22 protein-coding genes are annotated in these 22,277 nt (G+C 46.4%); 11 read left to right on the forward strand and 11 right to left on the reverse strand.

Features of this window, described 5'->3' with window-relative positions; genetic code table 11:
• The first annotated feature begins 84 nt into the window (after positions 1–84).
• A complete protein-coding gene (locus QUB68_RS25395) occupies positions 85–591 on the forward strand; it encodes a hypothetical protein (RefSeq protein ID WP_332997658.1) in 507 nt (168 codons plus the stop codon).
• A gap of 144 nt (positions 592–735) precedes the next feature.
• A complete protein-coding gene (locus tag QUB68_RS25400; protein ID WP_332997659.1) occupies positions 736–1,326 on the forward strand; it encodes a Uma2 family endonuclease in 591 nt (196 codons plus the stop codon).
• A gap of 57 nt (positions 1,327–1,383) precedes the next feature.
• Here QUB68_RS25400 and QUB68_RS25405 read toward each other — a convergent pair whose 3' ends face one another.
• Together QUB68_RS25405 and QUB68_RS25410 are read right to left on the reverse strand one after the other, a co-directional pair.
• A complete protein-coding gene (locus QUB68_RS25405) occupies positions 1,384–2,112 on the reverse strand; it encodes a PaeR7I family type II restriction endonuclease (RefSeq protein WP_332997662.1) in 729 nt (242 codons plus the stop codon).
• Complete coding sequence (locus tag QUB68_RS25410; RefSeq protein ID WP_332997664.1) at positions 2,109–3,131, reverse strand: DNA-methyltransferase; 1,023 nt, start codon at positions 3,129–3,131, stop codon at positions 2,109–2,111. Before QUB68_RS25410 ends, QUB68_RS25405 begins: the two co-directional genes overlap by 4 nt.
• A 194-nt stretch (positions 3,132–3,325) precedes the next feature.
• On the opposite strand from QUB68_RS25410, the gene QUB68_RS25415 reads away from it, so the two are divergent.
• Positions 3,326–4,105, forward strand: coding sequence for a photosystem II S4 domain protein (locus tag QUB68_RS25415; protein ID WP_332997666.1), 780 nt, complete (start codon positions 3,326–3,328; stop codon positions 4,103–4,105).
• Between the two features lie 300 nt (positions 4,106–4,405).
• Positions 4,406–5,746, forward strand: coding sequence for a hypothetical protein (locus QUB68_RS25420; protein WP_332997668.1), 1,341 nt, complete (start codon positions 4,406–4,408; stop codon positions 5,744–5,746).
• 6 nt (positions 5,747–5,752) lie between these two features.
• Here QUB68_RS25420 and QUB68_RS25425 read toward each other — a convergent pair whose 3' ends face one another.
• The 4 genes from QUB68_RS25425 to QUB68_RS25440 form a co-directional block, all read right to left on the reverse strand.
• Entirely contained in the window at positions 5,753–6,031 is a 279-nt protein-coding gene (locus QUB68_RS25425) for a hypothetical protein (protein WP_332997670.1), read from the reverse strand.
• A 28-nt stretch (positions 6,032–6,059) separates the two neighbouring features.
• A complete protein-coding gene (locus QUB68_RS25430; RefSeq protein ID WP_332997671.1) occupies positions 6,060–6,296 on the reverse strand; it encodes a 2Fe-2S iron-sulfur cluster-binding protein in 237 nt (78 codons plus the stop codon).
• A gap of 187 nt (positions 6,297–6,483) precedes the next feature.
• Positions 6,484–7,950, reverse strand: a complete 1,467-nt coding sequence (gene cobQ / locus QUB68_RS25435; RefSeq protein WP_332997672.1) for a cobyric acid synthase CobQ — start codon at positions 7,948–7,950, stop codon at positions 6,484–6,486.
• Positions 7,951–8,104: 154 nt separating this feature from the next.
• Positions 8,105–9,634: a Ycf66 family protein gene (locus QUB68_RS25440; RefSeq protein ID WP_332997673.1), complete on the reverse strand. Its 1,530-nt coding sequence runs from the start codon at positions 9,632–9,634 to the stop codon at positions 8,105–8,107.
• Positions 9,635–9,953: 319 nt separating this feature from the next.
• Between QUB68_RS25440 and QUB68_RS25445 the strand changes: the two genes are divergently transcribed.
• Both QUB68_RS25445 and QUB68_RS25450 read left to right on the forward strand, forming a co-directional pair.
• Entirely contained in the window at positions 9,954–10,136 is a 183-nt protein-coding gene (locus tag QUB68_RS25445; protein ID WP_332997675.1) for a hypothetical protein, read from the forward strand.
• 150 nt (positions 10,137–10,286) lie between these two features.
• Positions 10,287–10,724, forward strand: a complete 438-nt coding sequence (locus QUB68_RS25450; protein WP_332997677.1) for a DUF6918 family protein — start codon at positions 10,287–10,289, stop codon at positions 10,722–10,724.
• 157 nt (positions 10,725–10,881) lie between these two features.
• On the opposite strand, the gene QUB68_RS25455 is transcribed toward QUB68_RS25450, so the two are convergent.
• The 3 genes from QUB68_RS25455 to QUB68_RS25465 form a co-directional block, all read right to left on the reverse strand.
• A complete protein-coding gene (locus QUB68_RS25455) occupies positions 10,882–12,318 on the reverse strand; it encodes a nickel/cobalt transporter (protein ID WP_332997679.1) in 1,437 nt (478 codons plus the stop codon).
• Positions 12,319–12,444: 126 nt separating this feature from the next.
• Complete coding sequence (locus tag QUB68_RS25460; RefSeq protein WP_332997681.1) at positions 12,445–13,845, reverse strand: tetratricopeptide repeat protein; 1,401 nt, start codon at positions 13,843–13,845, stop codon at positions 12,445–12,447.
• 251 nt (positions 13,846–14,096) lie between these two features.
• A complete protein-coding gene (locus tag QUB68_RS25465; RefSeq protein ID WP_332997683.1) occupies positions 14,097–15,311 on the reverse strand; it encodes a DUF4331 domain-containing protein in 1,215 nt (404 codons plus the stop codon).
• Positions 15,312–15,699: 388 nt separating this feature from the next.
• Between QUB68_RS25465 and QUB68_RS25470 the strand changes: the two genes are divergently transcribed.
• From QUB68_RS25470 to QUB68_RS25485, 4 genes are all read left to right on the forward strand, one after another.
• The gene (locus QUB68_RS25470) at positions 15,700–16,266 is read left to right on the forward strand and encodes a sigma-70 family RNA polymerase sigma factor (protein WP_332997685.1); all 567 of its coding nucleotides are present in this window, start codon (positions 15,700–15,702) and stop codon (positions 16,264–16,266) included.
• A 150-nt stretch (positions 16,267–16,416) separates the two neighbouring features.
• Positions 16,417–17,028, forward strand: coding sequence for a cupin domain-containing protein (locus tag QUB68_RS25475; protein ID WP_332997687.1), 612 nt, complete (start codon positions 16,417–16,419; stop codon positions 17,026–17,028).
• Between the two features lie 90 nt (positions 17,029–17,118).
• Complete coding sequence (locus tag QUB68_RS25480; RefSeq protein ID WP_332997691.1) at positions 17,119–17,589, forward strand: DUF732 domain-containing protein; 471 nt, start codon at positions 17,119–17,121, stop codon at positions 17,587–17,589.
• Between the two features lie 105 nt (positions 17,590–17,694).
• Positions 17,695–18,513, forward strand: a complete 819-nt coding sequence (locus tag QUB68_RS25485; RefSeq protein WP_332997693.1) for a hypothetical protein — start codon at positions 17,695–17,697, stop codon at positions 18,511–18,513.
• Between the two features lie 262 nt (positions 18,514–18,775).
• Here QUB68_RS25485 and QUB68_RS25490 read toward each other — a convergent pair whose 3' ends face one another.
• Both QUB68_RS25490 and QUB68_RS25495 read right to left on the reverse strand, forming a co-directional pair.
• Positions 18,776–19,318, reverse strand: coding sequence for an acireductone dioxygenase (locus QUB68_RS25490; RefSeq protein WP_332997695.1), 543 nt, complete (start codon positions 19,316–19,318; stop codon positions 18,776–18,778).
• Between the two features lie 228 nt (positions 19,319–19,546).
• Positions 19,547–20,755 carry a NupC/NupG family nucleoside CNT transporter gene (locus QUB68_RS25495; protein ID WP_332997697.1) on the reverse strand — a complete coding sequence of 403 codons (1,209 nt, stop codon included), beginning with the start codon at positions 20,753–20,755 and terminating at the stop codon, positions 19,547–19,549.
• A 71-nt stretch (positions 20,756–20,826) separates the two neighbouring features.
• Between QUB68_RS25495 and der the strand changes: the two genes are divergently transcribed.
• A complete protein-coding gene (gene der, locus QUB68_RS25500) occupies positions 20,827–22,188 on the forward strand; it encodes a ribosome biogenesis GTPase Der (protein ID WP_332997699.1) in 1,362 nt (453 codons plus the stop codon).
• Positions 22,189–22,277 lie beyond the last annotated feature (89 nt).

Below are 22,277 nucleotides of genomic sequence, written 5' to 3' on the forward strand. Positions count from 1 at the left end.
AACGCCCAATTGCTTAGCTAGCAAGTCTTTTCAAGTTATAATGAATTCCGGGTATTGAAACCTAACTATCAGGAATTATTCTCAATGAATTATCTTATCGCCGTACTGCCCGATCGAATGCAAGCCGAAGCTGCCTATTGCGCCCTCGAAAAAGAAGGCTTGCCGATGAAGCAAGTAAGCATTTTAGGCCGCGGCTACAAAACTGCTGATGAATTTGGCTTGATCGACCCCAACCAGCAAGCAAAGAAACAAGCGAAACTCATGTCTGTTTGGCTGATACCGTTTGGCTTCATTGCCGGCGTTACTTTCAGCTTGATGACTCAGTTGAAGACTTTTGCTTGGGCGGGCGAAATTGGCGATCACGCGATCGGCGGATTGCTAGGTGCGATCGCGGGCGGAATGGGAAGCGTTTTTGTTGGTGGTGCGGGAGGAATGGCTTTTGGTAGCGGCGATGCTTTGCCCTACCGCAACCGTTTAAATGCAGGCAAATTTTTGATTGCAGTTAAAGGTAATGACGCTTTAACCAATAAAGCTGCGAATATTTTGAAGCAGTTTGAACCCGAAAATATGCAAGGCTATACAGAGACTTAATTCCCATCTGCGTTCCTCTGCGTACATCAGCCTACATCTGCGGTTAAAAATTCCAAGTTAGTATTATGGCAACAATCTAATATTGACTTGGATTCAAGTTATGTTCCCAGAATATTTAACCTTACTTGATATTTGGAGAAACCGATGGAAGTTCAAACGATCGCCTTATATTCTCCGCTCGAATTAACAATTGAATTAACAGACGAACAGTTTTTTCAGTTGTGTCAAGAGAACCGAGATTTAAGATTTGAGCGGACTTCTACTGGAGAACTAATTATTATGCCGCCTGCGAGTAGCGAGACTGGCAGACGAAATGCGGAGTTAAGTTTTCAAGTCCAAAGTTGGAGCCGTCAAAATAAGCATTTAGGAATTGCGTTTGATTCTTCAACTGGATTTAAACTGCCAGACGGTGCAGATATTTCTCCCGATGCTGCTTGGATTCGGCGCGACAGGTGGGAGGCTTTAACTCCCGAAGAGAAAGAAAAATTTGCGCCAATTTGTCCCGATTTTGTGGTGGAATTGCGCTCGCCCACCGATTCCCTAGAAAAATTGCGGGCTAAAATGAGATTGTACATGAAAAATGGAGTTTGTTTGGGCTGGTTGCTCGATCGCAAAAATCGGAAAGTAGAAATCTCCCGTCAAGGTAGAGAAGTAGAAATTTTAGATGCAGCTGCAACTCTGTCAGGTGAAGAAGTATTGCCAGGTTTTGTGTTGGATTTAACTGATATTTTCTAAATTTGTAAACAAGCATTTTTCTCTGCTGTTGTGGAGCGATAAAATCTGTTACCTACTCTAGAGCGCGTGCCGGATAAGCTGCTGCAAAAAATTGGCAGCCGACAAGTCTGAACATGGCTCCGTATAGTTGGGATTTTGTGCAGCCTGTTCGCGGTTTGTCACTAAAAAACAAGCAGCCGTGAAATGCCTTTCCCGCACCATCTTCTGACAAAAAAGTTCGTAGCGTTGAGCATAGCTTGCCCCTCTAAACTCCGGCAAAACTGCGAAATGCGGTTCGGCAACCTGCACCGCTGCGCGCGAGGCCGGACTGTCTTCTAAAACAAACAGATATCCCAACCACGGTGGCGCAGGTGCTTCGCCAAACACCCCTTCCCGGTAAGCTGTCCAGATGTCGAGAGCAGCCCCCATCGCTTCTTCTGTGCGGTTGTTGAAGTTGTTGCCAAAGCTGCCAACCTGGCTTTTCAACTCGATGACTACCTTGAGTTGCCGCTTTTCTGGGTCTACAACCAGGAAATCATACATCTTCGTCGGCCGAAAAAAGCCTGGGATGACAGTTAGGCTTTTCTTAACGTGGATGTGGTTTTGGGGAACACCCGCAGCCAGCAGGAAATTTGTCAGGGTGAGGATGAAACCGTCCATCTGCTTGCCTCCTGTCACCGCGCTGCGATTGCCTTGGTCAACTTTGCCTGCTAGCACCTGGGCTTGTGCTTGGGCGATGCGGGTATCCCAAAAACCCTGCACCGCTTCCCGAAAAACATCATCGGGGATGGGCGACTGTCCCGTCAATCGGCAACCTCCGCCATCAATTCCTCATAGACTACGCGCAAGCCATAGGTTTCTTGCATCCGTTTCAGCGCCATCTGATGGTAATTTGGCTCAACATCTATCCCGATACTGTTGCGTCCCCAGTTGGCCGCGGCGATGCAGGTTGTACCCGTCCCCATAAACGGGTCAAGTACCGTGTCCCCGGCAAAGGAAAACATCCGCACCAGCCTTTCTGCTAGTTCCAAAGGATACGGGGCGGGGTGTTGCTTGGTGGAAGCGCCTTTGATATCCTGCCAAATTTGTTGAAACCACTGCCGGTGCAGAGTTTCCGGTATCACGGACAATACCCGGGCTGTCACGCTGGGACTGCGGTAGCCGCCCGGTTTCCGCTGCATCAGGATAAATTCGATGTCGTTTTTGATGACACCTCCGGGTTCGTAGGGTTTGCCGAGAAAGCTGGTGCCATTTCCTGCTGCTTCTAGGGAAGCATTGGCGATTTTGTACCAGATAATCGGTGCGAGGTTATCAAATCCCAGATGGCGGCAGTTTTCCTGAATGCTGGCGTGCAGGGGAAATACCATGTGTCTGCCAAACCGCCGGCGGGCAACACAAACATCGCCCACGACAATCACCAGCCGTCCGCCTGGTACTAAAACGCGCCATACTTGCTGCCATACTCGATCGAGCTCTTGCAAAAACTTTTCGTAGTCTGCTATTTCCCCAAGCTGGTTTGGATTTTTGAGATATTCTTTTAAATTCCAGTACGGGGGCGATGTGACTACCAGATGCACGCTTTCATCGGGAATATATGTCAAGTTTCGGCTATCGCCCTGTAGCAGAGAATGGAAAGATGGCAAGCTTTGCACTCGATGCTGAATTTCCTGGATCAGTGCTGCATTTTTGCTAATAGCAGGAATTGCGCGCTGTTCGTCTGCTGCTAGTAATGCCGCTGCTTCCTCGGGTACAAGGGTTTTATCCCGTAGCGCTTGTTTCAACGGTTCGGCTGCTTCCTGAGACAGAAACCGCGTTGAAATATTCACCTTGCTTAAACTCGAAGACTTCATACATTTGGTACAATAATCATGTTCATCATATCAGCTTTACCAGCCACAAAAATCATCATATCCTTATTTGATGATTTTAGACTATAATTAAAGTAGTGCGACTGTTAAAGAAGTAAAGTTTTTAGTTACAGCAAGGTTTCGTAATCTCAAATTAGAATCTAAATTGACTGATGTTACAAAAAGAAGAACTGTTAAAAGGCATCGAAAATCGCGAATCTGTAGCGCGGGCGCTCGATCAAGCTGAACAAGCAATTAAAACTTGGGAAGTTACTCTGACTGATTTTCTGTCGCCGCCGGAATTGGCGGACACTCTGACGGTATTTAAGCGCTTAACTGATGTGGAATTGGTCGCTTGGGGCGGCTATCCCCAGGGTGAAAGACAAAGAATTGCGATCGCGCGATCGGAAATCCCGATCGACTCTGGGAGTGTTAGCATTGCTGCGATAGAGATAGCTGGCAATTTCTTGTTCGACACCGCCAGTCACCGCGACTTCTTAGGCGCAATGCTGGGTACGGGAATTGTCCGCGAGAAAACGGGCGATGTAATTGTGTTGGGTGAACGCGGCGCGCAAGCTATTGTCATGCCCGAAATGGTAGAGTATTTGGAGATGAGTTTGCAGCAAGTGCGATCGGTTCCTGTGAAAACTCGGCGCATTGAGTTGAGCGAACTCAAAATTAGAGAACCGAAAAAGAAAGAAATGACCACCGTTGAAGCATCGATGAGATTGGATGCTGTCGCCTCCGCTGGATTCGCCATGTCTCGCAGCAAAATGGTTGAATTTATTGACAGAGGCGACGTGCGAGTTAATTGGAAAGATATCACCCAATCTAGTTATCACGTTAAATCTGGAGATTTAATCGCTGTTAGCGGCAAGGGAAGATTGGAGATTGGGGAAGTTATGATTACTAAAAAAGAACGCTATCGAGTACAGTTAACTCGATATTTGTAATTATGACCACTTCGTTGAGTTCCCAGAAACCGGGTTTTTTAGTAGATTTAGGGCGATCGCAAAGTATTTCGAGAAAAACCCGGTTTCTCGCCCCCTCGGTTCCCAGAAACCGGGTTTTTTAGGAAATTTAGGGCGACAACAAAGTATTTCGAGAAAAACCCGGTTTCTCGCCCCCTCGGTTCAAAGAAACGGTTTTTTAGTAGATTTAGGGCGATCGCGAATTATTTTGGAGTTTATATATTTTAACAATTATCTTGTAGAGCAGCCTGTAGAATAATTCAAAGGGTATAGGTGAGTTTTATGGGGCGTCTTACCGATCGAGCTTTTGACATTTTGCGGGCGGAAGTTGACAAGTGCGCGGCTGATGATGCTATAGCGGGTGCAGTTTACCGGGGGATGGTGATGAAGCGGTTGGAGAAATTACGATCGCAAAACGGCACTTTCGCCTCAATAGAAGAAATCCGCGATACCTTCAAAGGCGAATTTCCCAACTTCAGCGAACAAGTTCTCAAAGCTGCTGTCAAAGCCAACCGCGCGCCCGGATTGTTTGATAAAATCATCTTGGCTGGCGGTTTGCTGGGTGGCGCAGCCGGGATAATTTGGCTGATTAATCTGCCTTTCCCGATGATTCGGTGGCCCGTGGCGAAAACCATGCCGATATTATTGCTGCCTAGTTTTATCAGTATGGATTACAATTACCGACAGGCGATCGCCCTAGTAGAACAATCCGATCAACTGGTTAACAAAGCCACTGCTGCGGCAGATTTTGAATATGGCGACACGAAAGTAAAACAAGCGCAAAAACATCTCGATGCTTTGCCGATTTGGTTCCTCGGTTACTATCCACAAACTTATTGCTCTTTTTTCGGCTGCACTTGGCGGTTTACAGTCGATGAATTTCAAGCAGCCCGCAAAAATATCGGGCGCATGGATGCTCAAATTTTCCAGCAAAAAAATGCTTTTATTGAGTTAGATCGAGTCGAACAAACTCTCAACGCGGCGAAACAGCAGTATCAGCAAGCAAAAACGGCCACCGACAGGCAAAAAGCGAGTGGAAATTGGCAAAGTGCGATCGACCAACTCAACCAAATTCCCGCAGAAACCCTCGCGGGAAAAACTGCTAAGCAAAAACTCCAAGCAGCAGAAAGAGACTTTCAAGCAATGGGCGGAATCGCTACCGGTTCAGTGCGCGCCGACAACTTAATCGAAGCAGCCAAAGAATTTGCTCTTTCCGCCGCCGTCGCCTCCCAAAAACCGCCGCATCCAGCCACACAGTGGGAGCAAATAGCAGGCTTGTGGGAAGAAGGAATTAATCGATTGAAAATGGTTCCTCTCGATAATCCGGGCTATCTCGACGCTCAAACTAAACTCGCTCAATATCAGAAAAATTTAGGAATTACCCAGATTAGACTGCAAGCAGAAAAGGATTCGGCAAAAGCTTTGCAAGAAGCTAAAAACTTGTTGGCCAGCTTGCAAAATAACTTAAATTCTCCCAGTCAAAATCCCAGGAACTCCCTCGGCCAGTTGCAAGAAATTATCAATCAATTAGAATCCGTCAAACCCGGAACAACTGTTTATCCCGAATCTCAGAAATGGCTGCAATCTGCGCGGAAAAAACAGCAAGAATGGCAAAAGAAATAAAGCGTATCAGTCGCAAACCTCGATCGCAATACCGCCAAATCGCGCTTCATCCGCCCAGCACTTGATACCTTCAATATAGCAAATGTGGCTGGGATATTCTTCTTGAGTATCCGCTAGAAATGCCTGAAAACCTCCATCCATTGAGACATTAAAAAACTCCACCTTTCGCCCTTGACTGTCACAGGCTTTGCTGCGGCAAGTCGAACATACTAGACGGGGATATCGTTCCCAATACGGGGATGGGATGGCACAGATGGGGCAGGGCTGAAGTTGTCGATCGTTCATAGGAACATGGACTTAAACAATATATCGATTACCAAGTCGGGTCAACATACAGATTAATTATCACTTGCTTTTTCCCGGAAGGGATGCCGGAAATACAAGCACAAATGGTATCTCCGCCATCAATTTCTACTTCGCAAGCGTGACAAGAACCCATCAGACAACCAGTGGGAATAGAAACCCCTGCACGTTTGGCTACATCGAGCAAAAGCTCTCCTGCTTCAGCTTCTACTGTCACATTATCAGGTAAAAAAACAATTTTTGTCATTCAATTTTAATCTCCGCTTTAACTAACCAATGATTAATGACAAAACGGGAAGAGTTGCATAATTTCTACTTCTTCCTTCTTCCTGATGACTGATGACTAATGACTAATGACTACTGACTACTGACTAATGACTACTGACTAATGACTAATGACTACTGACTACTGACTAATGACTAATGACTAATGACTAACCTAAAATATGCTTGATATCTAAATGCTTTTCCACTGTATCTGCCAAACTTTCTAACAGAGCTTCTCGGTGTTCCCGGTAATTAGGAATACCTGTAGGCAATGCACGGAGTCCGCGCTGTTGGCGCAAGTGATTTAACCAAGCTCGCCGCCAAGCTCCATTATCAAAGACGCCGTGCAGATATGTGCCCCAAACTGATTGAGAAGTGTTGACCATTCCTAAACTCGGATCGTCAAATAGCGGTTGAGTCAAATCTGACTCCAGCATTTGCGTTCTTCCTTGATGAATTTCGTAACCGGAAACTGGCAAACCCGGTTGAGGATAGTTAGATGTTACGATGCGTTGGCGGGCAATTTTGTTCGGTGCGATCGCAGTTTTCAACGGCAGCAATCCCAATCCTTGAAATTCTCCCTGTTCTCCCTCAATACCTTCTCTATCGGTGATACTTTCTCCCAGCATCTGAAAGCCGCCGCAAACTCCCATGACTGTGCCCCCAGCTACTAAGTAATTTTGAATAGCTTTTGCCATACCTGTTTGGCGCAGCACCTGCAAATCGGAAATTGTAGTTTTAGAACCCGGTAAAATCACGGCATCTGGATGGCCTAGCTCGTCTTTTGGGCTGACATATTTGACTGTGACGGTAGTTTCCGACTCCAGGGGGTCAAAGTCGGTAAAATTGGAAATTCGGGGCAAGCGGATGACGGAAATATTCAGGTCGGTTTGAGAATTGGGAGAACGCCGATCGAGCAAATCGAGAGAATCTTCTGCCGGAAACACTTCATCTATCCAAGGAATCACCCCAACCACGGGGATTCCCGTCCTTTCTTCCAGCCAAGTCAGCCCCGGATCTAAGATCGATTTTTGTCCTCGGAACTTGTTAATAATGAATCCTTTAATTAAAGCGCGTTCGTCTGGATCGAGCAATTCCAAAGTACCAATAATGTGAGCAAAAGCGCCGCCGCGATCGATATCAACGACTAGCAAAGTCCGAGCATTCAAGTGTTTAGCTACCCGCATATTTGTTAAATCGCGGTGTTTGAGATTAATCTCAGCAGGGCTGCCGGCTCCTTCGCACACAATCATGTCAAATTCTTGCTTGAGAAATTCTAAAGATTCCCGAATAGCTTGCCAGCCGATATCAAAATACTGCTCATAATATTGAGATGCTCGCACATTGGCGATCGCCCGGCCCTTGACAATCAATTGAGAAGTCATATCTCCTTGCGGCTTGAGCAAAATCGGATTCATTTCTACCCAAGGTGCGATGCCCGCGGCCCAAGCTTGGACTGCTTGAGCGTAGCCAATCTCTCCGCCTGCGGCTGTAACATAGGAATTTAGTGCCATATTCTGACCTTTAAACGGAGTTACCCGCCAGCCGGATCGAGAAAAGATTCGACACAATGCTGCAACAAGTAAAGATTTTCCTGCGTGAGATGTTGTTCCCACGACCATAATTGCTTTCATAATATTTAGGGAGAAGGAAGTTCGGCAACGGATTATTTAACGGATTTAACGGATTTAACGGATTTAACCGATCGATGTTAAGGGAATAAGAAAGAGGGAAGAAGGTAGAAACCAGAGTCAAAACAATTCGAGTTTCTACCTTTTGCTTTTTGCCTCAAGATGATGGCTGATCTTCGGCGGATACATTCTCAGACTTGGATTCAGCGGCCTGTTTGGCCGTTTCAACTAGATCGTCGGGTTGTTCTGCGTCAGAAGAGGCTTTTTCTTCTGTGGATGCGATCGAGATTGTTGATACTGAAATTGTTTCCACCTGCACGATCAAATCGGGTTCTCCCGGTATTTCTATCTCTACAGGCGGTGCTGAAATCACTTCCACCACAGTCATTTCTAGAGATACAGCCGGGGCTTGTGCTTCCGTGATGCCTGCTGGTTCCGGTTCACCAACCGCAGCCGCAGATGTTTCTTCAGCCAACGGCGCTGTCTGGTTTTGGGCCGGCGATTCGTCTAAAATCGGAGTTTCCTCTATTTTGGCAGAACTGGCGATTTCTGCGGCCATCAACTCGGCCATTGATTCCACATCGGTGGGAAACGGCACTGCTTGACTGGTTTCAATACCGCTGTTGCTGGTTTCGGCTGCTGCGGCGGCTAATTCTGATTCGAGAATCCGATCGATATCCGGTGCCGGAATTGCCGTTATTTGAGATTCAGGGGCGATCGACTCCTCTGCCGCTTTCGCCGTTGTCACCGGAGTCTTTACAGCGGATTTACTTTGAGCCGATCCCAGTCCCAACATACCGCCGAGACTATTTTTAAGATTGCCAAACAAACTTCCGAAACCGCCAGATTTTTTAGCTGTTTTGGCAGAAGTTGGGTTAGCCGTTGGGGCTGCGGTTGCTGTCGCCGTTGGGGCTGTCGAACTAGCAGCAGACTGGGACTCTTGAGCCATCGCCCTCCACATCAGGTCAAAATCATCATCATCCTCTGGCTGCTGTTTAGCTTCTGGTTGAACCTTTGCTGGCTCCACAGTTGCTGCGGCGGCAATTTCTGAAAATTCTAGAGGTGGAGGTAGAGGAGTGAAGCTACTGGCTGATTCTGCTGGGGCGGGTTTAGTCTCAGCAACAGGAGTTTCGACTGAAAACACGGGTATTTCTGTAATTGCCGGTGCGCTCTTGTCGGGAATTTTCAAGTCAGGGGCGATCGCACTTTCGGCAATCATGTCAGCGATTGGGGGAGTCGCCGGCTGTCCATCTACCTTTACCTCGCCCTGATTCACAGTGGGTGCTGGAACCGCATCAGTTTTCGGTTTGGGCGATCGAACAAACTTAGGTTTTTTCCCTGCGGGTTCTGGTTTCTTGCCAAACAAACCTGATAGCGGTGCGCCCATCGCCCCGACCAAATTCGCCGCCTGAGGCATCGGCGTTTGTTGAGCAACCGGTGTCACCAGCCTCCGCAAAGTCAAAGTTTCCCAAGCAAACCAGCCCAGCAGAGCCACGCCCGCCATTTGACCCAGCAGGAGAGCACCAGTAATTCGCCCCGCACAAGCCCATAAAATTAACGCATAAAAAAGTCCTACCCCGCTCCAGGTAAAATCACTTTTGCGGTGAACTTCTGGAAAAAAGAATGCCGCCATGTAAATACTGAAGCTGCCCAAACCGACCGCCAACGCCATAATGTATGCAAGCATATTGTCGGTACCTCCGCTGTATCAAATAACTTCTACGCGCTAATTCTACCTTTGTGAGACACTCAACGGCTTCTTTCTCTAGGACAATTCCCGATTTGAAAATCCGAAGCCACAAGCCAAAAGCCAGAAGCCAGATTTTTCCCACTCGGACAGTCTCCCCATCAGCCCTCTTACCCCCTCACCGTCTCACCCTCTCCTCAGTCGTGATATCTATCACTTAATTATGCTCCTACGATCGCACTTGCCGTAGAAGAAGTTCTGTATGGTGTAGGTGTAAGAGGAATTATGCCGGAAAGCATACGTAATTGGAGGTAGTGCCATGTTAGAAAAACTGTTGTTAGCTGCGGCTTTAACTTTATCGCTTCAAATTTTTGCCGGAGTCAGCACTGCCTCGAAATTACCAAAAAATCTCGTATTGCGATCGATCGATCGCCCGACACAAACCCTAAAACTTCCCGTCGATGCACTACCTATGCTCTTCAAGTCGAACGTCGAATCCTAATCATGCGTGCCAGATAATACGTGCAAATGGCATTTATTGTAAGACAGAGCTTGTCTAATATTTTTTTCCAAGTGTTCTTTTTGATATATAATCGCCAGATGAAACTCAAAGCTAATCAGCACATTGACGATTAAATCAAGGAGAGTAAAAATGGGACTTAGCGATATTCTATTGAATGAAAACAACAGAGACACTTTTGTTGATGACTGTGTAGAGTTGATAGACAAACAAGTTGCTTCAGCGCCGGGATTGGGTGGTTTAGCTCTGAAAGCTGCCTACTCTACCGTCAAAAAGATACGGGCTGACTATTGCGCCCAAGTCGTCGATCAACTTTTGCCAGAAATCTCGATCGCACTCGATCCGATGTGGACTGAAGCCGTAAACAATGGCAACCCAGTCGAATATCTAACTGCAAGAAAAGCTCAAGTAGCAGACGAATTGCTCCAAATAAGTGACAAAAAAGCCGAAAACAGCACAAGAGCCGTGGTTAAAGGCGCCTATGCAAAACTCCGCCCCTCAGCTAAGACTTACGTGGAAAACGGCATACCAGATTTAGCCGAAATTATTAATAAACATTGTGCGATCTAAATCTTGAATTAGATAAGACGTACGGTTGAAACCAGGTTTACACAAACGATGTCCGGATGGTGCGCGGACTGAAGAGGATAACGTAATGTTCCGGTCTTCAACCCTTGGCAATGCGGGTGAGAGCTTGTATAGACGCGGTTTCAACCGCCCAGTCTTCTTATCCATTCCCAACAATCCACTGATTCGCAGCCAATATTTTCAACATTGCCTCTCCAGTAATGCCCAATCCCAATAACATTACAAACAGCGCACTAACCGCAGGTAGAAATTTGACTGCTGTAATCTGTTTTGGCAGTTTATGAAAATTTTGTTTAGCATAAACCAAGATTAATCCGATCGCACTCAGCACCAAAGCCAATCCCAAACTAAACGCTACCACAAGCGTCATGCCCAAACCAATATTGCCCAAAGCCGACGCACTCAACAGCATCACCAAAGCGGAAGGACAAGGCAACAAACCGCCGGAAATTCCCAACACTAATAAGCTTTTCCAAGTAATGGGAGAACCATCAGCACCGGGCGGCAAATGCGAATGAACCCGGCCATCTCCGTGATGGTGGTAGTGCTGAGATGTATGTGGTTTGACAGGTTTAAATTCCCTTTCCCAAGTTCCTCTCTTTAAAAGATTTACTGGTTCCTCACGCTGGGAATTAAGAAATAAATTCCTGATTTTTTTAAATACTGAATGACTCAATGTAAACCTAACTTTGGTTCTTTGCAAGAGTAAGTTAAGCCCAATGATAGCTACTAAAAAACCAGATATTAAATTTAACCAAGGGTTGAGTTTTTCTGGATCGACTAAGTTAGAAGCAAAAAGTGTAATTCCGCCGACAGCAAACACGCCCGCAGTGTGAGTAATTGTGGTTGTCGCTGCTAGAAATAAAGCGTGCATGGGAGTAGCCCGCGAACCAACTAAATAAGCGCCGACTATGGTTTTTCCATGTCCAGGCGACATTGCGTGTACGCATCCCCAAGCAAATGCTCCGGCTACTGCTAGCACCAAACTCCAACCTGAATCCCAGATAGATTCTTTTCCTGCTAACAAAAATTCCCGGTTTTGCGTGGTAAATACAAAGCTTTTGACAGCACCAGCTTGCACAATGGTAGCTTGACAGCTAGCTGTCGGAACTCCTGCCAAAAATAGATTATAGTTAATCCGAAACTTCTGATGTTTTAAAATTACATTAGATGCGGGCCAGGTGTAGTCTAAGATTAAGGTGCTGTGGGTATTTGGCTGCTGGATCGAGCTGGCGGTTTTAGCGGCCATTTCTAGCGGTGTTACTGTTACGGAGCCTTGAAAATTGCTGCTGTTAGTGATGCGAATTTGTTGGCTGAAAAACTTTTCTAGTTCTGTTTGGTGGCTGCGAACTTCAGCCAGTTGTAACTGTCCGTCTCCATTGTCGTCAGCGAATTTTGTTAAGCCGGTTGGAAAGGTTAATGTTATTTCGGTTTGCAAATCGTTGACGATTATTTCTGCTACTGATAAATCTGACCAGTGCGAGTAAACTGGTCGAGTTGAGGTTGTTAAAAGTAGTAAAATTGTGATCAAAAAAAGAATGAGATATTTGTGCGATTTGTTCCATTTTTTTTGCATAAATTGCTCCTGGTTAAATTGTTTTTGGAGGCAGAAACCGGGTTTTTTACAAAAATACTGCATCAATGCCTTTAATACTGGTAAAAAACCCGGTTTCTTTGATATTGATGTGTCAAAGACTGTATTTCAAAATTCATAACTTCCCAAACCTAATGTTTTGCCCGATAGACTATCAAAAGTAGGGTCAATTTCTTTAGCCTTTTGAAAGTAAGCGCGAGATTCAGCATCTTTTCGTAAAGTGCGGGCGATCGCACCAGCCCGGTAAAACATACCCGCATCCCGAATGCCCGATCGCACTATTTCGGCCATCACTCGATCGGCCTTTTGGAATTCCCCAGCGCTAGAAAGCGCCCAGGCGTAGATATCCAGTGTCACCGCATCCCTGCGGATTTTCACCTCATCCTGCATTAACAGCAGCGCTTCGGCGACATCCTGCGATCGACCTTTTTCCAGCAGCAAACTCGCCAAATCCCTGCGGTGTCCAAAACCGCCAGAAACCTGTTCCTGTCGCAGCCCAGCTTCTGCTTTGTCGCGCAATCTCCCGGAGGCGATCGCGTCTCCCTGCAACTCCTTCACCCTCGCCATACCGCGATCCACCAGGCGATCGAACACAGTCGCAGCCCCGCCAGAATACGCAGAAACCTTGCTGTAATTAGCCTCTGCTTCCCGATAATTGCCCTGTCGCGTTTCCAAATCCGCCAAATAAATCAGCGCCAGCGGGTATCGCGGCACCAACCGCAGCGCTTCCAAAAACAGCGCTTTCGCCTGCACAAACTGCCCGCGGCGGGCGTAAAATCGACCTAAGAGCGATCGGGCGCGCGCCGATCCCGCAATCTCTCCCGGTTCCTCCGCCGCCATTGCTTGTCGGTAATCCTGCAAAACCTCCGCATCTCGCCCCTGGGACTCTCTCACTAAAGCTCTTAATGTGAGAGAACCTAAGTTGGGAATCCGATTAACTAAGGTTTCTGCTGCTATACTTGCCTCACCAACTTTTCCAGTGGCTAAGTGAGATGTGACTGAAAGGGCGATCGCATCTTCATTGTCAGAACCCGCCTGTTTAGCAAAGCGCAAAGCAGTCGCAAAATCGTGTCTGGCCTCGGCAATTCGAGCTAAAACTAACAGCGCACCTTTGTTGTCAAAAGGCAAAAGGGCGATCGATCTTTGGGCCGCTTGTTCTGCCAATAAAAACCAACCTCCCTCCCCAGTTGCGCGAGCCATTTTCAAATAAGCACCCGCCAGTGCCGCCCGGTTCAAACCACTCTGGGAATCCACAGCCAATCGCTGTTGATAAAAAGCTATTTCTTGCTGAGTTGCTTCCTTTTGATTGGGATTACTTCTCAAAGTTTCCGAAAAATGGTAGCGGTAATTAGCATCAAGATTTTTCGGACTTTGGTTAGCAAATTTATCTGAAATTTCACGCAGATTCGGCGTAAGATTAACTGCGATAATTCCCACTATCGGCAGTCCGATTAGGAGCAGCCACCAGAAAATATCCGATTTAGTTTTTTGTGATTTATTCGCAGTCATAATATTGTAGGGTGCGTCATTTTTGGCTCTAGCACGAAAAACTACGGTTTAATTCGACGGGGCACCTTGCGAACTGTCAACTGTCAACTGTCAACTGTCAACTGAAAAAAGTCTTGCTACAAAACAATTATTAGGTTGGTTTCCTCAATGATTGTGGAAGGTGCGTCGCTCTGAAATTGTTGCTCTTTTTTTCAGAATTGTCGATGGCGACGCGCCCTACAAATAACTGTCAACTGTCAACTGTCAACTGACTAATTCGGCAAAGCCAAATAAGGAAAATTAGGTTCTAACGGCTTGTGTCCCTGAGCCGGATTTCCCGGAGCTCCGTTATATGAAACGTTATCGCTAACCGGAGAACCCACCAAAGCTCCCAGAGTAATATCAACAACGTCGTCCATAAGCAAACGACCTCCGATCAAACTTCCTTGAGAATTTGTCGCGCTGGCGTAGCCGCTGGTTTTTGTGGTATCGATCCGCATGACATCCGGTAAGAAAGCTCCGGCGATCGCATTTGGATCGACATTATCCCGACCGTCCAAAAGATCCACAGCATTCAGAGTAGCAACAGCTTCCTGCCGCACCGGAGCAGCAGCAGCGCTCAAATCCAATCTCGGAGGAATATTATTGAATGCTTCCAGAAATGCGGGAGTAACTACCAAACCCTCATTAATTAGAGGTCTCGCCAAACGCTCAAACTGTTTGAAACCGCCAGCTCCATCCCTAATAGAAACAGTTGTCCAAACATCAAAAGTATTCGCCCCAGTTCCTGCTTGCAAAAACGCTTTCGGAACGCGCACAGCAATTGTATTGACGTTGTAACCTCTCGTAAAGTCGATCGCTTGACTCGGTGGCTTGAAACCTACTTTTGCCCCCGTGCCCAAAGCCCCAGCGCGGACTCGGAAAAATTGTTCCACATCCAAGAAAAACGGGTCTTCCCGCAAACCTGCAAATACAGTCAAGTTAGAACCGCCCACAGGTACTGTATTCAAAACAGAATTAGAATTCAGCGGAGTTGTGGCAATTAAATTGCCATTAACTGTAGTCTTAGTAGTTGTCTCGGAGCCGCCGCGAACAACAGTTATAGCCACCGCTTGCATACCTTGATTGTTAGGCGGACTGAAGGCAAACCGCAAGATAATATCGGCGCGTCCAGTCGGTGTAGAATTCACGTCACCTACCTGCGTGATGTGAAACTGGTAAAGGGCTGTAGTGCTGAAATAATATTGAAAGCGGGCTACAGAACGGGGATTTGAATTCATTGTCAATACTAAATCCCCGTCCGCAGCACTGGAGTTTTGGTCTTTTTCGCGATATACGTACAGGTCGGTTAAATTGACAGTGCGACCTTTGATATCGACTTCGCCGTCGTCGTGGTCAGAAGCGGCAATTATCCCTGGAGTTAATACAGCAATTAAAGCTACTTCAATTGCTAGTATGATGCGGCGAAGTTTTTTGGTGAGTTTCACAGTTAGCACCTATATTTCAATGATATTTTTACAAAAATTAATGGTCAACCACCCACCTGCGCGGGTTTTACTTTTGTCGCAACAGGTTTCAGTGTGTTAACCTGTCGGGCTTTTGGGCTGTTGCTGAGCCTTCTCATAATTGGTATACGAAGGTTTGGCTATTTTGGATCTCTGCTGCTGCAAGATTGGGTATAAAAAACTATGCAGAAGTGATAAACTGCAATATAAATCGGAAAAATTACAATTCAAAGCATGACAAAGTGAGCCAGCAAAGGCATACTTATGATTGCCTCCCCAATTAACTTACAATTATGTTCTATAGTGATATACGCCGAATATTTAATTTTGGATCTGCACACTCAAAACAAAATTTTTTAGGTACACTGAGATGACAGGGGAAAAGTCAAGCGATGAATCGCTGCTTTTAGTGCAGATTGCCCACAAAGACCAAACGGCATTAGCTAAACTTTACGATCGCTATGGTCGTCCAAGTTACGGTCTCGCTTACAAAATCCTGGGTTCGGTAGAAGAAGCTGAAGAAGTGGTACTTGATGTTTTTTCCCAAATTTGGCAAAAAGCAGCAACTTACGATCCTAGTCGCAGTCGAGCGGATACGTGGTTGTTCATGCTTACCCGCAGTCGTTCCCTCGATCGCCTCCGAGTGTTGCAGCGAACATTCCGCGCAGCCCAAGCTTGTCTAGAAGATGCGAAAAATCCCTGTTCGAGCCTTCCAGAACCGATGGAAGATGCAATGCTCGCAGAACGCAGCGCACAAGTCAAAGCGGCGCTAGAAACACTGCCAAATGAACAACGACAGGCGATCGAACTAGCCTACTATCAAGGGTTGACTTGCGCGGCAATCGCGGCTAAAATCGGTATCCCGACAGGCACAATCAAAACCAGAATTCGCTTGGGTATTTCTAAGTTACGTCAAGCTTTGAACGAAGAAATTTAGATTAATTTTAAACAAATTTTAAATAGTTTAAGATTAATCTAAAATTATTGCATCTCTAATCTTCTATCTTGAGTGCTATGGCAGCGGAAAAATCTCAAATATAAAATCAACTTAGGCTGAATTTCAATTAATGCCGGAAAACAGATGGAAATGATGCCAGACGAGGAGTTTAATATCCTTGCAGTTCTTCAATCTCTCGATACCCTCGACGAGTCAGAAAGTCGCGCACTTACAGAGAAATTGAGAGCATCCCCAGAACAGGAAAGCGAACGGGCTGCCTTGGAAGCAGCAATTGCCGCGATCGCCTACACAGCACCTCCCGTTCCCGTCGCCCCCGACCTCAAAAACCGCCTGTTCCAGCGCATAGCCGAACTACCACCAACGGCAGAATCAGTCAATTCAAAGCCAATTGTTACCTCCCCAAAAGAGAACAATACTCCATCTTTAATCGTGCGATCGCGCGATGTCAAATGGAAATCTTACGGAGTTCCGGGAATCTCGATCGGCAAGCTTTACATTGACAAAAAAAAGCGCGAGATTACCTGCTTGATGCGACTAGAACCGGGAGGAACATTTCCCCTGCACCGACACGCTGGCTCGGAAGAAGTGCTTGTATTAGAAGGAGACTTAATTGTAGAAGGGGAAGTTTGCCGTCAAGGCGACTACATTCGATCGGTTCCCGGTTCCACACATTCGTCCCTCACACAAGGGGGATGTTTGCTGTTAATGAAAACTTCCACAGACAACGAAATGCTAGTTTGAAAATGGCAGGCATCTTGCCTGCCCCACAAGACTTTTTGGAGATGTCTATTGTGAAGCATCAATTAACAATTACAAATAAAGGATAGTGCCATGCTAAATTACTGGCGTTTAACTGCTCTGATGTCCGCCGTTATTATACAATTTGTCCCGATCGCCAAAAGCGCGATCGCCCAAGAACGCGAAGGCTGTTTTCTGGTCAATGCAGCAGGAGAAGTAATTAACTTAAATCAGTTGTGTTCGCCTCAAGAATCTATTAAACTTACAGGAAACGATGGGAAATTTATTGAAGACTACAAACGCTTAGCAAAAAGCTACTCTCCAGACGCAACGAACAATTTACTGCAAAGCATTCAAAGTAGCCCAGGTCAAAAAATTGCCGCAGCTAAAAGAATGTGTGCGGAAGCCAAAGCGGGAGTTTCTCTGCCGGAAGTTAAATTAAGGGCGATCGGGCAAGCTGCCAGTATCGAAAATCCAACAGTCAAAGAAAGTTTTCTCGCCGAGGCCGATATTATCACTACCCTTGCAGGCAATCATTACTGCCCGGAATTAGCGAGTAAATAAGATGGTAAAATCTGTAGAGACACGGCAATCCCGCGTCTCTACTTGCAGTTAAAATATTAATTGTCCTCTTGTCGCGCCACGACTCAGGAAATTACCAGACATGAGATGAAACATTTAAAATCAAGTTCCGCCGATTTGCGGGATTTATTCAAAGACAGCATTACAGTTAAATACCTCGCGGAACCGCTAAAATCTGTGTCGGCGGTTCAAGATGCAGCTAAATTGCGATCGTGGATGGAAGCGCGCGATTTTGACGTGCTGGGGATCGAAGAAAACGGCACGGTTTGCGGCTATGTAGAACGATCGCACTTAATCACAGGTAAATGCAGCGACTACCAGCAAATTTTCCACCCGTCACAGTTAATCGCCGCGTCTACTCCGCTGATGGAATTGCTGCCGCTGCTGCGAGAAAAACCGAGATTGTTTGTATTGGAAAGCAACCGCATCAACGGGATTGTCACCTGCGGCGATTTGCAAAAAGCACCGGTGCGGATGCTGCTGTTTGGGTTGGTGACGCTGCTAGAAATGAATTTATTGCGGATTGTGCGGATCTACTTTCCCCAAGATTCGTGGCAGAAGTTGCTGAAGGGCGATCGCATCTCAGCGGCAAAACACCTGTGGGAATTAGGGCGATCGCGAAATGAAGCAATTGACTTAATCGATTACCTGCAATTCTGCGACAAGCGAGATTTAATCCTGACGAATGCCGAAATAGTCGATCGGCTGGGGCTCAAATCCAAACGTTACGGGGAGCGTTTTCTCAAGTCAGCAGAAGCATTGAGAAACAAATTAGCACACGCTCAAGATTTAATCAACGGTTCTTCTTGGCCTGAAGTAATTTTTCTGGCTCAGGAAATAGAAGCTTTGTTGCAGCGCTGCGAAGAAATTGAAATTGCCGCACCCGCCGAATTAGACAAAATTTAATAGACCTCTTACACAAGTTTTTTAAATCAAAAATTCGGACGGGCAAGATGCCCGTTCCACAATTTTTTTATTGTGGAACGGGCATCTTGCCCGTCCTAGCTATTTGGGCAATATCTCTAATGAATTTTATCTTGATTTCTTAGTCTGCGTCGCCGGACTTTGCTTGTATTGAAGCGATTTCAATCGCCGAGTTTTATCTTTATTTCTTAGTCCGCGGAGGCGGACATCGTTTGTGTAGACGCGATTTCAATCGCCGAATGGTTTAGTTTTTAATTTTTAGTTTCCTGTTTGTATATTGAGGAACCCAGCCTTGAGCAGTGGTGTAATACTGCACAGCTTTCAAGTACAGCAACGGAGTGAGATAAAACCAATGTTCGGTATTGGGTGGCACTTTAATGTATTCTTCAGCTTCCAACATTAATTGGACTTGAGAGCCGTTAGCATACACAAACCCAAACACACATTCCCCAGTTAAAACGTGAATAACTTCTGCATCTGCGTGAGTGTGAGTGCGATCGCTTTGAGTCATGAGCGAGTAAATCTGGGGCGAACCGGGATGCAGCACTTTCAAGTCGCACCACTGACATCCGCTGGCGCGCTTGAAGTATTCAAACTCGGTTTTAAATGCTGCGAGGATCTGCTGTTTTTCTGTTACATTGAGAATGTCTTGAAGTAAGATTTCTTGCACCGCAGGATTTTCGTTCGTTGGCAGGCGATCGACCTCAATATTTAAAACAGCCAGTTGGCTGGCGATCGCCCCGAGTTCCGTATATGTCCTACCGTCTTCTAGTTGCAGAACAGCCATCGTACACCACCTATTTATTTGGCTTAGAGGATAATTTAGTTTCCTGTTTCCATTACAGACTAAACTCCTGCTTATTTTCAATAATAGCCGATCGCTAAAATGAGATGTTTTGCCTCCCCAATCCCCAATTGGATATCACGCTTTAACTAAAAAATCTTAAATTTTAACTTTTATTTAATAACTTTGAGAGTAGGGTGCGGAGGGCGCACCTTACAAAACTCAAAACTTTTAGAGCAGCATTCCCGCAATGCAAGCAGTCATAAAACAAGCCACAGAACCAGCAATCATCGCCCTCACACCCAACCGAGCCAAATCGCCCTGACGCGACGGCGCCATCGCCCCAATTCCCCCAATTTGAATCCCGATGGAACCAATATTAGAAAAGCCGCACAAAGCATAAGTCGCAATAATTGCCGATCGTTCCGAAATCGCCTGTTGCTTTACCAATTCCATCAAATCCAGATAAGCAATAAACTCATTTAAAATCGTCTTCTTTCCCAAAATTACCCCAATTTTGCCGCAATCCGCCGCAGGCACCCCCATCAACCAAGCTACCGGAGCCATCAAATAAGAAAAAATCCATTCCAGCGACAACTGAGGCACACTAATCAGCCCGCCAAACCAACCCAAAAGCGCATTAAAAAATGCCAATAAACCCAAAAAAGCAATCAACATCGCTGCCACATTTGCTGCTAACTTCAAGCCATCGGTAGCACCAGAAGCTGCGGCATCCACCGCATTAGCATAAACCTGATCTACCTTAATTTCCACCTCGCCAGCAGTCAAGGATTTTTCAGTTTCCGGGTACAGCAATTTAGAAATAGCCAAAGCAGCCGGTGCCGACATCACCGACGCAGCAATTAAATGTTGAGCCGACACCCCAAAAGAAATGTAAGCCGCCATAACTCCGCCCGCAATTGTCGCAAAACCCCCCGTCATCACAGCGTGAAGTTCCGAGAGCGTCATTGTCGCCACATAAGGCTTAATTAACAGTGGCGCTTCTGTTTGTCCGACAAAAATATTGGCAGCACAAGAAAGCGTTTCGGCACCGGAAGTTTTCATGGTTTTAATCATGCCCCAAGCGACTGCTTGCACCACCCGCTGCAAAATGCCATAGTGATAGAGTAGGGTGATAAACGAAGAGAAAAAGATAATAGTCGGCAGCACTTTAAAAGCGATAAAGTGTTCGGCAAAATTGTCTCCAAATACGAACTTTGCCCCGGCATCTGAAAAATTGAGAAATTGGGTGACTAAATCTCCCAAAAATTTAAATACCGCCAAACCCGGAGCAGTTTTGAGAATCAAAATTGCAAAAATTAGCTGCAAAGCAATTCCCCACAGTACGGGAGGCCACTTAACCGCGCGCCGATCGACTGAAAATGCGTAGCACAAACCGACAAAAACCGCTAAGCCCAATACAGAAACAAGTCTTTCCATTTCAGTCACATTCCCTTATAATCAAAGATTAAAGCTCAAAATTACGGCGCAGCCTAAATGCTGCTACTTTTATGCCTCTACCTATAGTTGCTATTATTGGACGCCCCAATGTAGGCAAATCGACGATCGTCAACCGTTTAGCCAACAGCCAAGACGCGATCGTCCACGACGAACCGGGAATCACGCGCGATCGCACGTACAGGCCAGCATACTGGGGCGATCGAGAATATCAAGTCGTAGACACAGGCGGGCTAGTATTCGACGACGAGACCGAATTTCTGCCCTTAATTCGCGAACAAGCCCTGGCGGCCCTCTCAGAAGCCAGCGCAGCAATTTTCGTAGTAGACGGACAAACCGGACTCACCGGCGGCGACGAATCCATAGCCTCTTGGCTGCGGCTGCAAAAAGTCCCCGTCATTCTAGCCGTCAACAAGTGCGAATCCGAAAATACAGGACTCACCCAAGCCGCAGACTTTTGGCAATTAGGACTGGGAGAACCTTACCCAGTTTCCGGAATTCACGGTAACGGCACCGGTGAATTGCTAGACGAACTAATGACTCACCTTCCCACAGAAGTAGAGCCAGAAGTAGATGAAATTAAAGTAGCAATTATCGGTCGCCCCAACGTCGGGAAATCGAGTTTGCTCAACTCATTTCTGGGAGAAAACCGCGCCATAGTCAGCCCGATTTCTGGCACAACCCGCGATGCAATTGACACATTAGTCGAACGCAACGGTCAAACCTACCGCCTGATTGACACAGCCGGAATCCGCAAAAAGAAAAACGTCGAATACGGCGCCGAATTTTTCGGGATCAACCGCGCTTTCAAAGCCATCCGCCGCGCCGACGTGATACTGCTAGTAATTGACGCAATTGACGGCGTTACCGACCAAGATCAAAAATTAGCCGATCGCATCAGCCAAGAAGGTCGAGCCTGCATCATAGTCATCAACAAATGGGATGCCATAGAAAAGGACAACGACACCATCTACGACTACGAAAGAGAAGCAAGAATCCGACTCTATTTCCTCGACTGGGCAGAAATGATCTTTGTCAGCGCCATGAGCGGACAGCGAGTTGAAAAAATCATAGAATTAGTAGACAAAGCCTCCGACGAACACAAACGTCGCGTCGCTACCGCCGTGATCAACGAAGTCATAGAAGAAGCAACAAGCTGGCACTCAGCCCCAGTTACCCGCCAAGGAAAACAAGGCAAAATCTATTACGGAACCCAAGTGCGATCGCAGCCGCCAACAATTGCGCTGTTTGTCAACGATCCCAAACGCTTCACCGAAAATTACCGCCGCTATATGGAAAGCCAATTCCGCAAACATCTAGGCTTTACAGGTACTCCAATGCGGCTGCTTTGGAGAGGCAAAAAAGTTCGCGCCACCGAAATCAGCACAACAAACAGAGCACTGCGCGTGAAGTAATTCGAGATTTGAGAATTGGGATTTTAGATTGAATAGAAAACGCAGTTTAATGATATAATTAAGTTGCGTTTTTTTATGTCCTCTTCCTT

This window comes from Microcoleus sp. A006_D1, assembly GCF_036702805.1.
GTDB lineage: Bacteria > Cyanobacteriota > Cyanobacteriia > Cyanobacteriales > Microcoleaceae > Microcoleus.

Coding starts and splice junctions, on each gene's coding strand:
- QUB68_RS25395 (WP_332997658.1), top strand. CDS start 85: ATGAATTATCTTATCGCCGTACTGCCCGATCGAATGCAAGCCGAAGCT.
- QUB68_RS25400 (WP_332997659.1), top strand. CDS start 736: ATGGAAGTTCAAACGATCGCCTTATATTCTCCGCTCGAATTAACAATT.
- QUB68_RS25415 (WP_332997666.1), top strand. CDS start 3,326: ATGTTACAAAAAGAAGAACTGTTAAAAGGCATCGAAAATCGCGAATCT.
- QUB68_RS25420 (WP_332997668.1), top strand. CDS start 4,406: ATGGGGCGTCTTACCGATCGAGCTTTTGACATTTTGCGGGCGGAAGTT.
- QUB68_RS25425 (WP_332997670.1), bottom strand. CDS start 6,031: ATGAACGATCGACAACTTCAGCCCTGCCCCATCTGTGCCATCCCATCC.
- QUB68_RS25430 (WP_332997671.1), bottom strand. CDS start 6,296: ATGACAAAAATTGTTTTTTTACCTGATAATGTGACAGTAGAAGCTGAA.
- cobQ (WP_332997672.1), bottom strand. CDS start 7,950: ATGAAAGCAATTATGGTCGTGGGAACAACATCTCACGCAGGAAAATCT.
- QUB68_RS25440 (WP_332997673.1), bottom strand. CDS start 9,634: ATGCTTGCATACATTATGGCGTTGGCGGTCGGTTTGGGCAGCTTCAGT.
- QUB68_RS25445 (WP_332997675.1), top strand. CDS start 9,954: ATGTTAGAAAAACTGTTGTTAGCTGCGGCTTTAACTTTATCGCTTCAA.
- QUB68_RS25450 (WP_332997677.1), top strand. CDS start 10,287: ATGGGACTTAGCGATATTCTATTGAATGAAAACAACAGAGACACTTTT.
- QUB68_RS25455 (WP_332997679.1), bottom strand. CDS start 12,318: ATGCAAAAAAAATGGAACAAATCGCACAAATATCTCATTCTTTTTTTG.
- QUB68_RS25460 (WP_332997681.1), bottom strand. CDS start 13,845: ATGACTGCGAATAAATCACAAAAAACTAAATCGGATATTTTCTGGTGG.
- QUB68_RS25470 (WP_332997685.1), top strand. CDS start 15,700: ATGACAGGGGAAAAGTCAAGCGATGAATCGCTGCTTTTAGTGCAGATT.
- QUB68_RS25475 (WP_332997687.1), top strand. CDS start 16,417: ATGATGCCAGACGAGGAGTTTAATATCCTTGCAGTTCTTCAATCTCTC.
- QUB68_RS25480 (WP_332997691.1), top strand. CDS start 17,119: ATGCTAAATTACTGGCGTTTAACTGCTCTGATGTCCGCCGTTATTATA.
- QUB68_RS25485 (WP_332997693.1), top strand. CDS start 17,695: ATGAAACATTTAAAATCAAGTTCCGCCGATTTGCGGGATTTATTCAAA.
- QUB68_RS25490 (WP_332997695.1), bottom strand. CDS start 19,318: ATGGCTGTTCTGCAACTAGAAGACGGTAGGACATATACGGAACTCGGG.
- QUB68_RS25495 (WP_332997697.1), bottom strand. CDS start 20,755: ATGGAAAGACTTGTTTCTGTATTGGGCTTAGCGGTTTTTGTCGGTTTG.
- der (WP_332997699.1), top strand. CDS start 20,827: ATGCCTCTACCTATAGTTGCTATTATTGGACGCCCCAATGTAGGCAAA.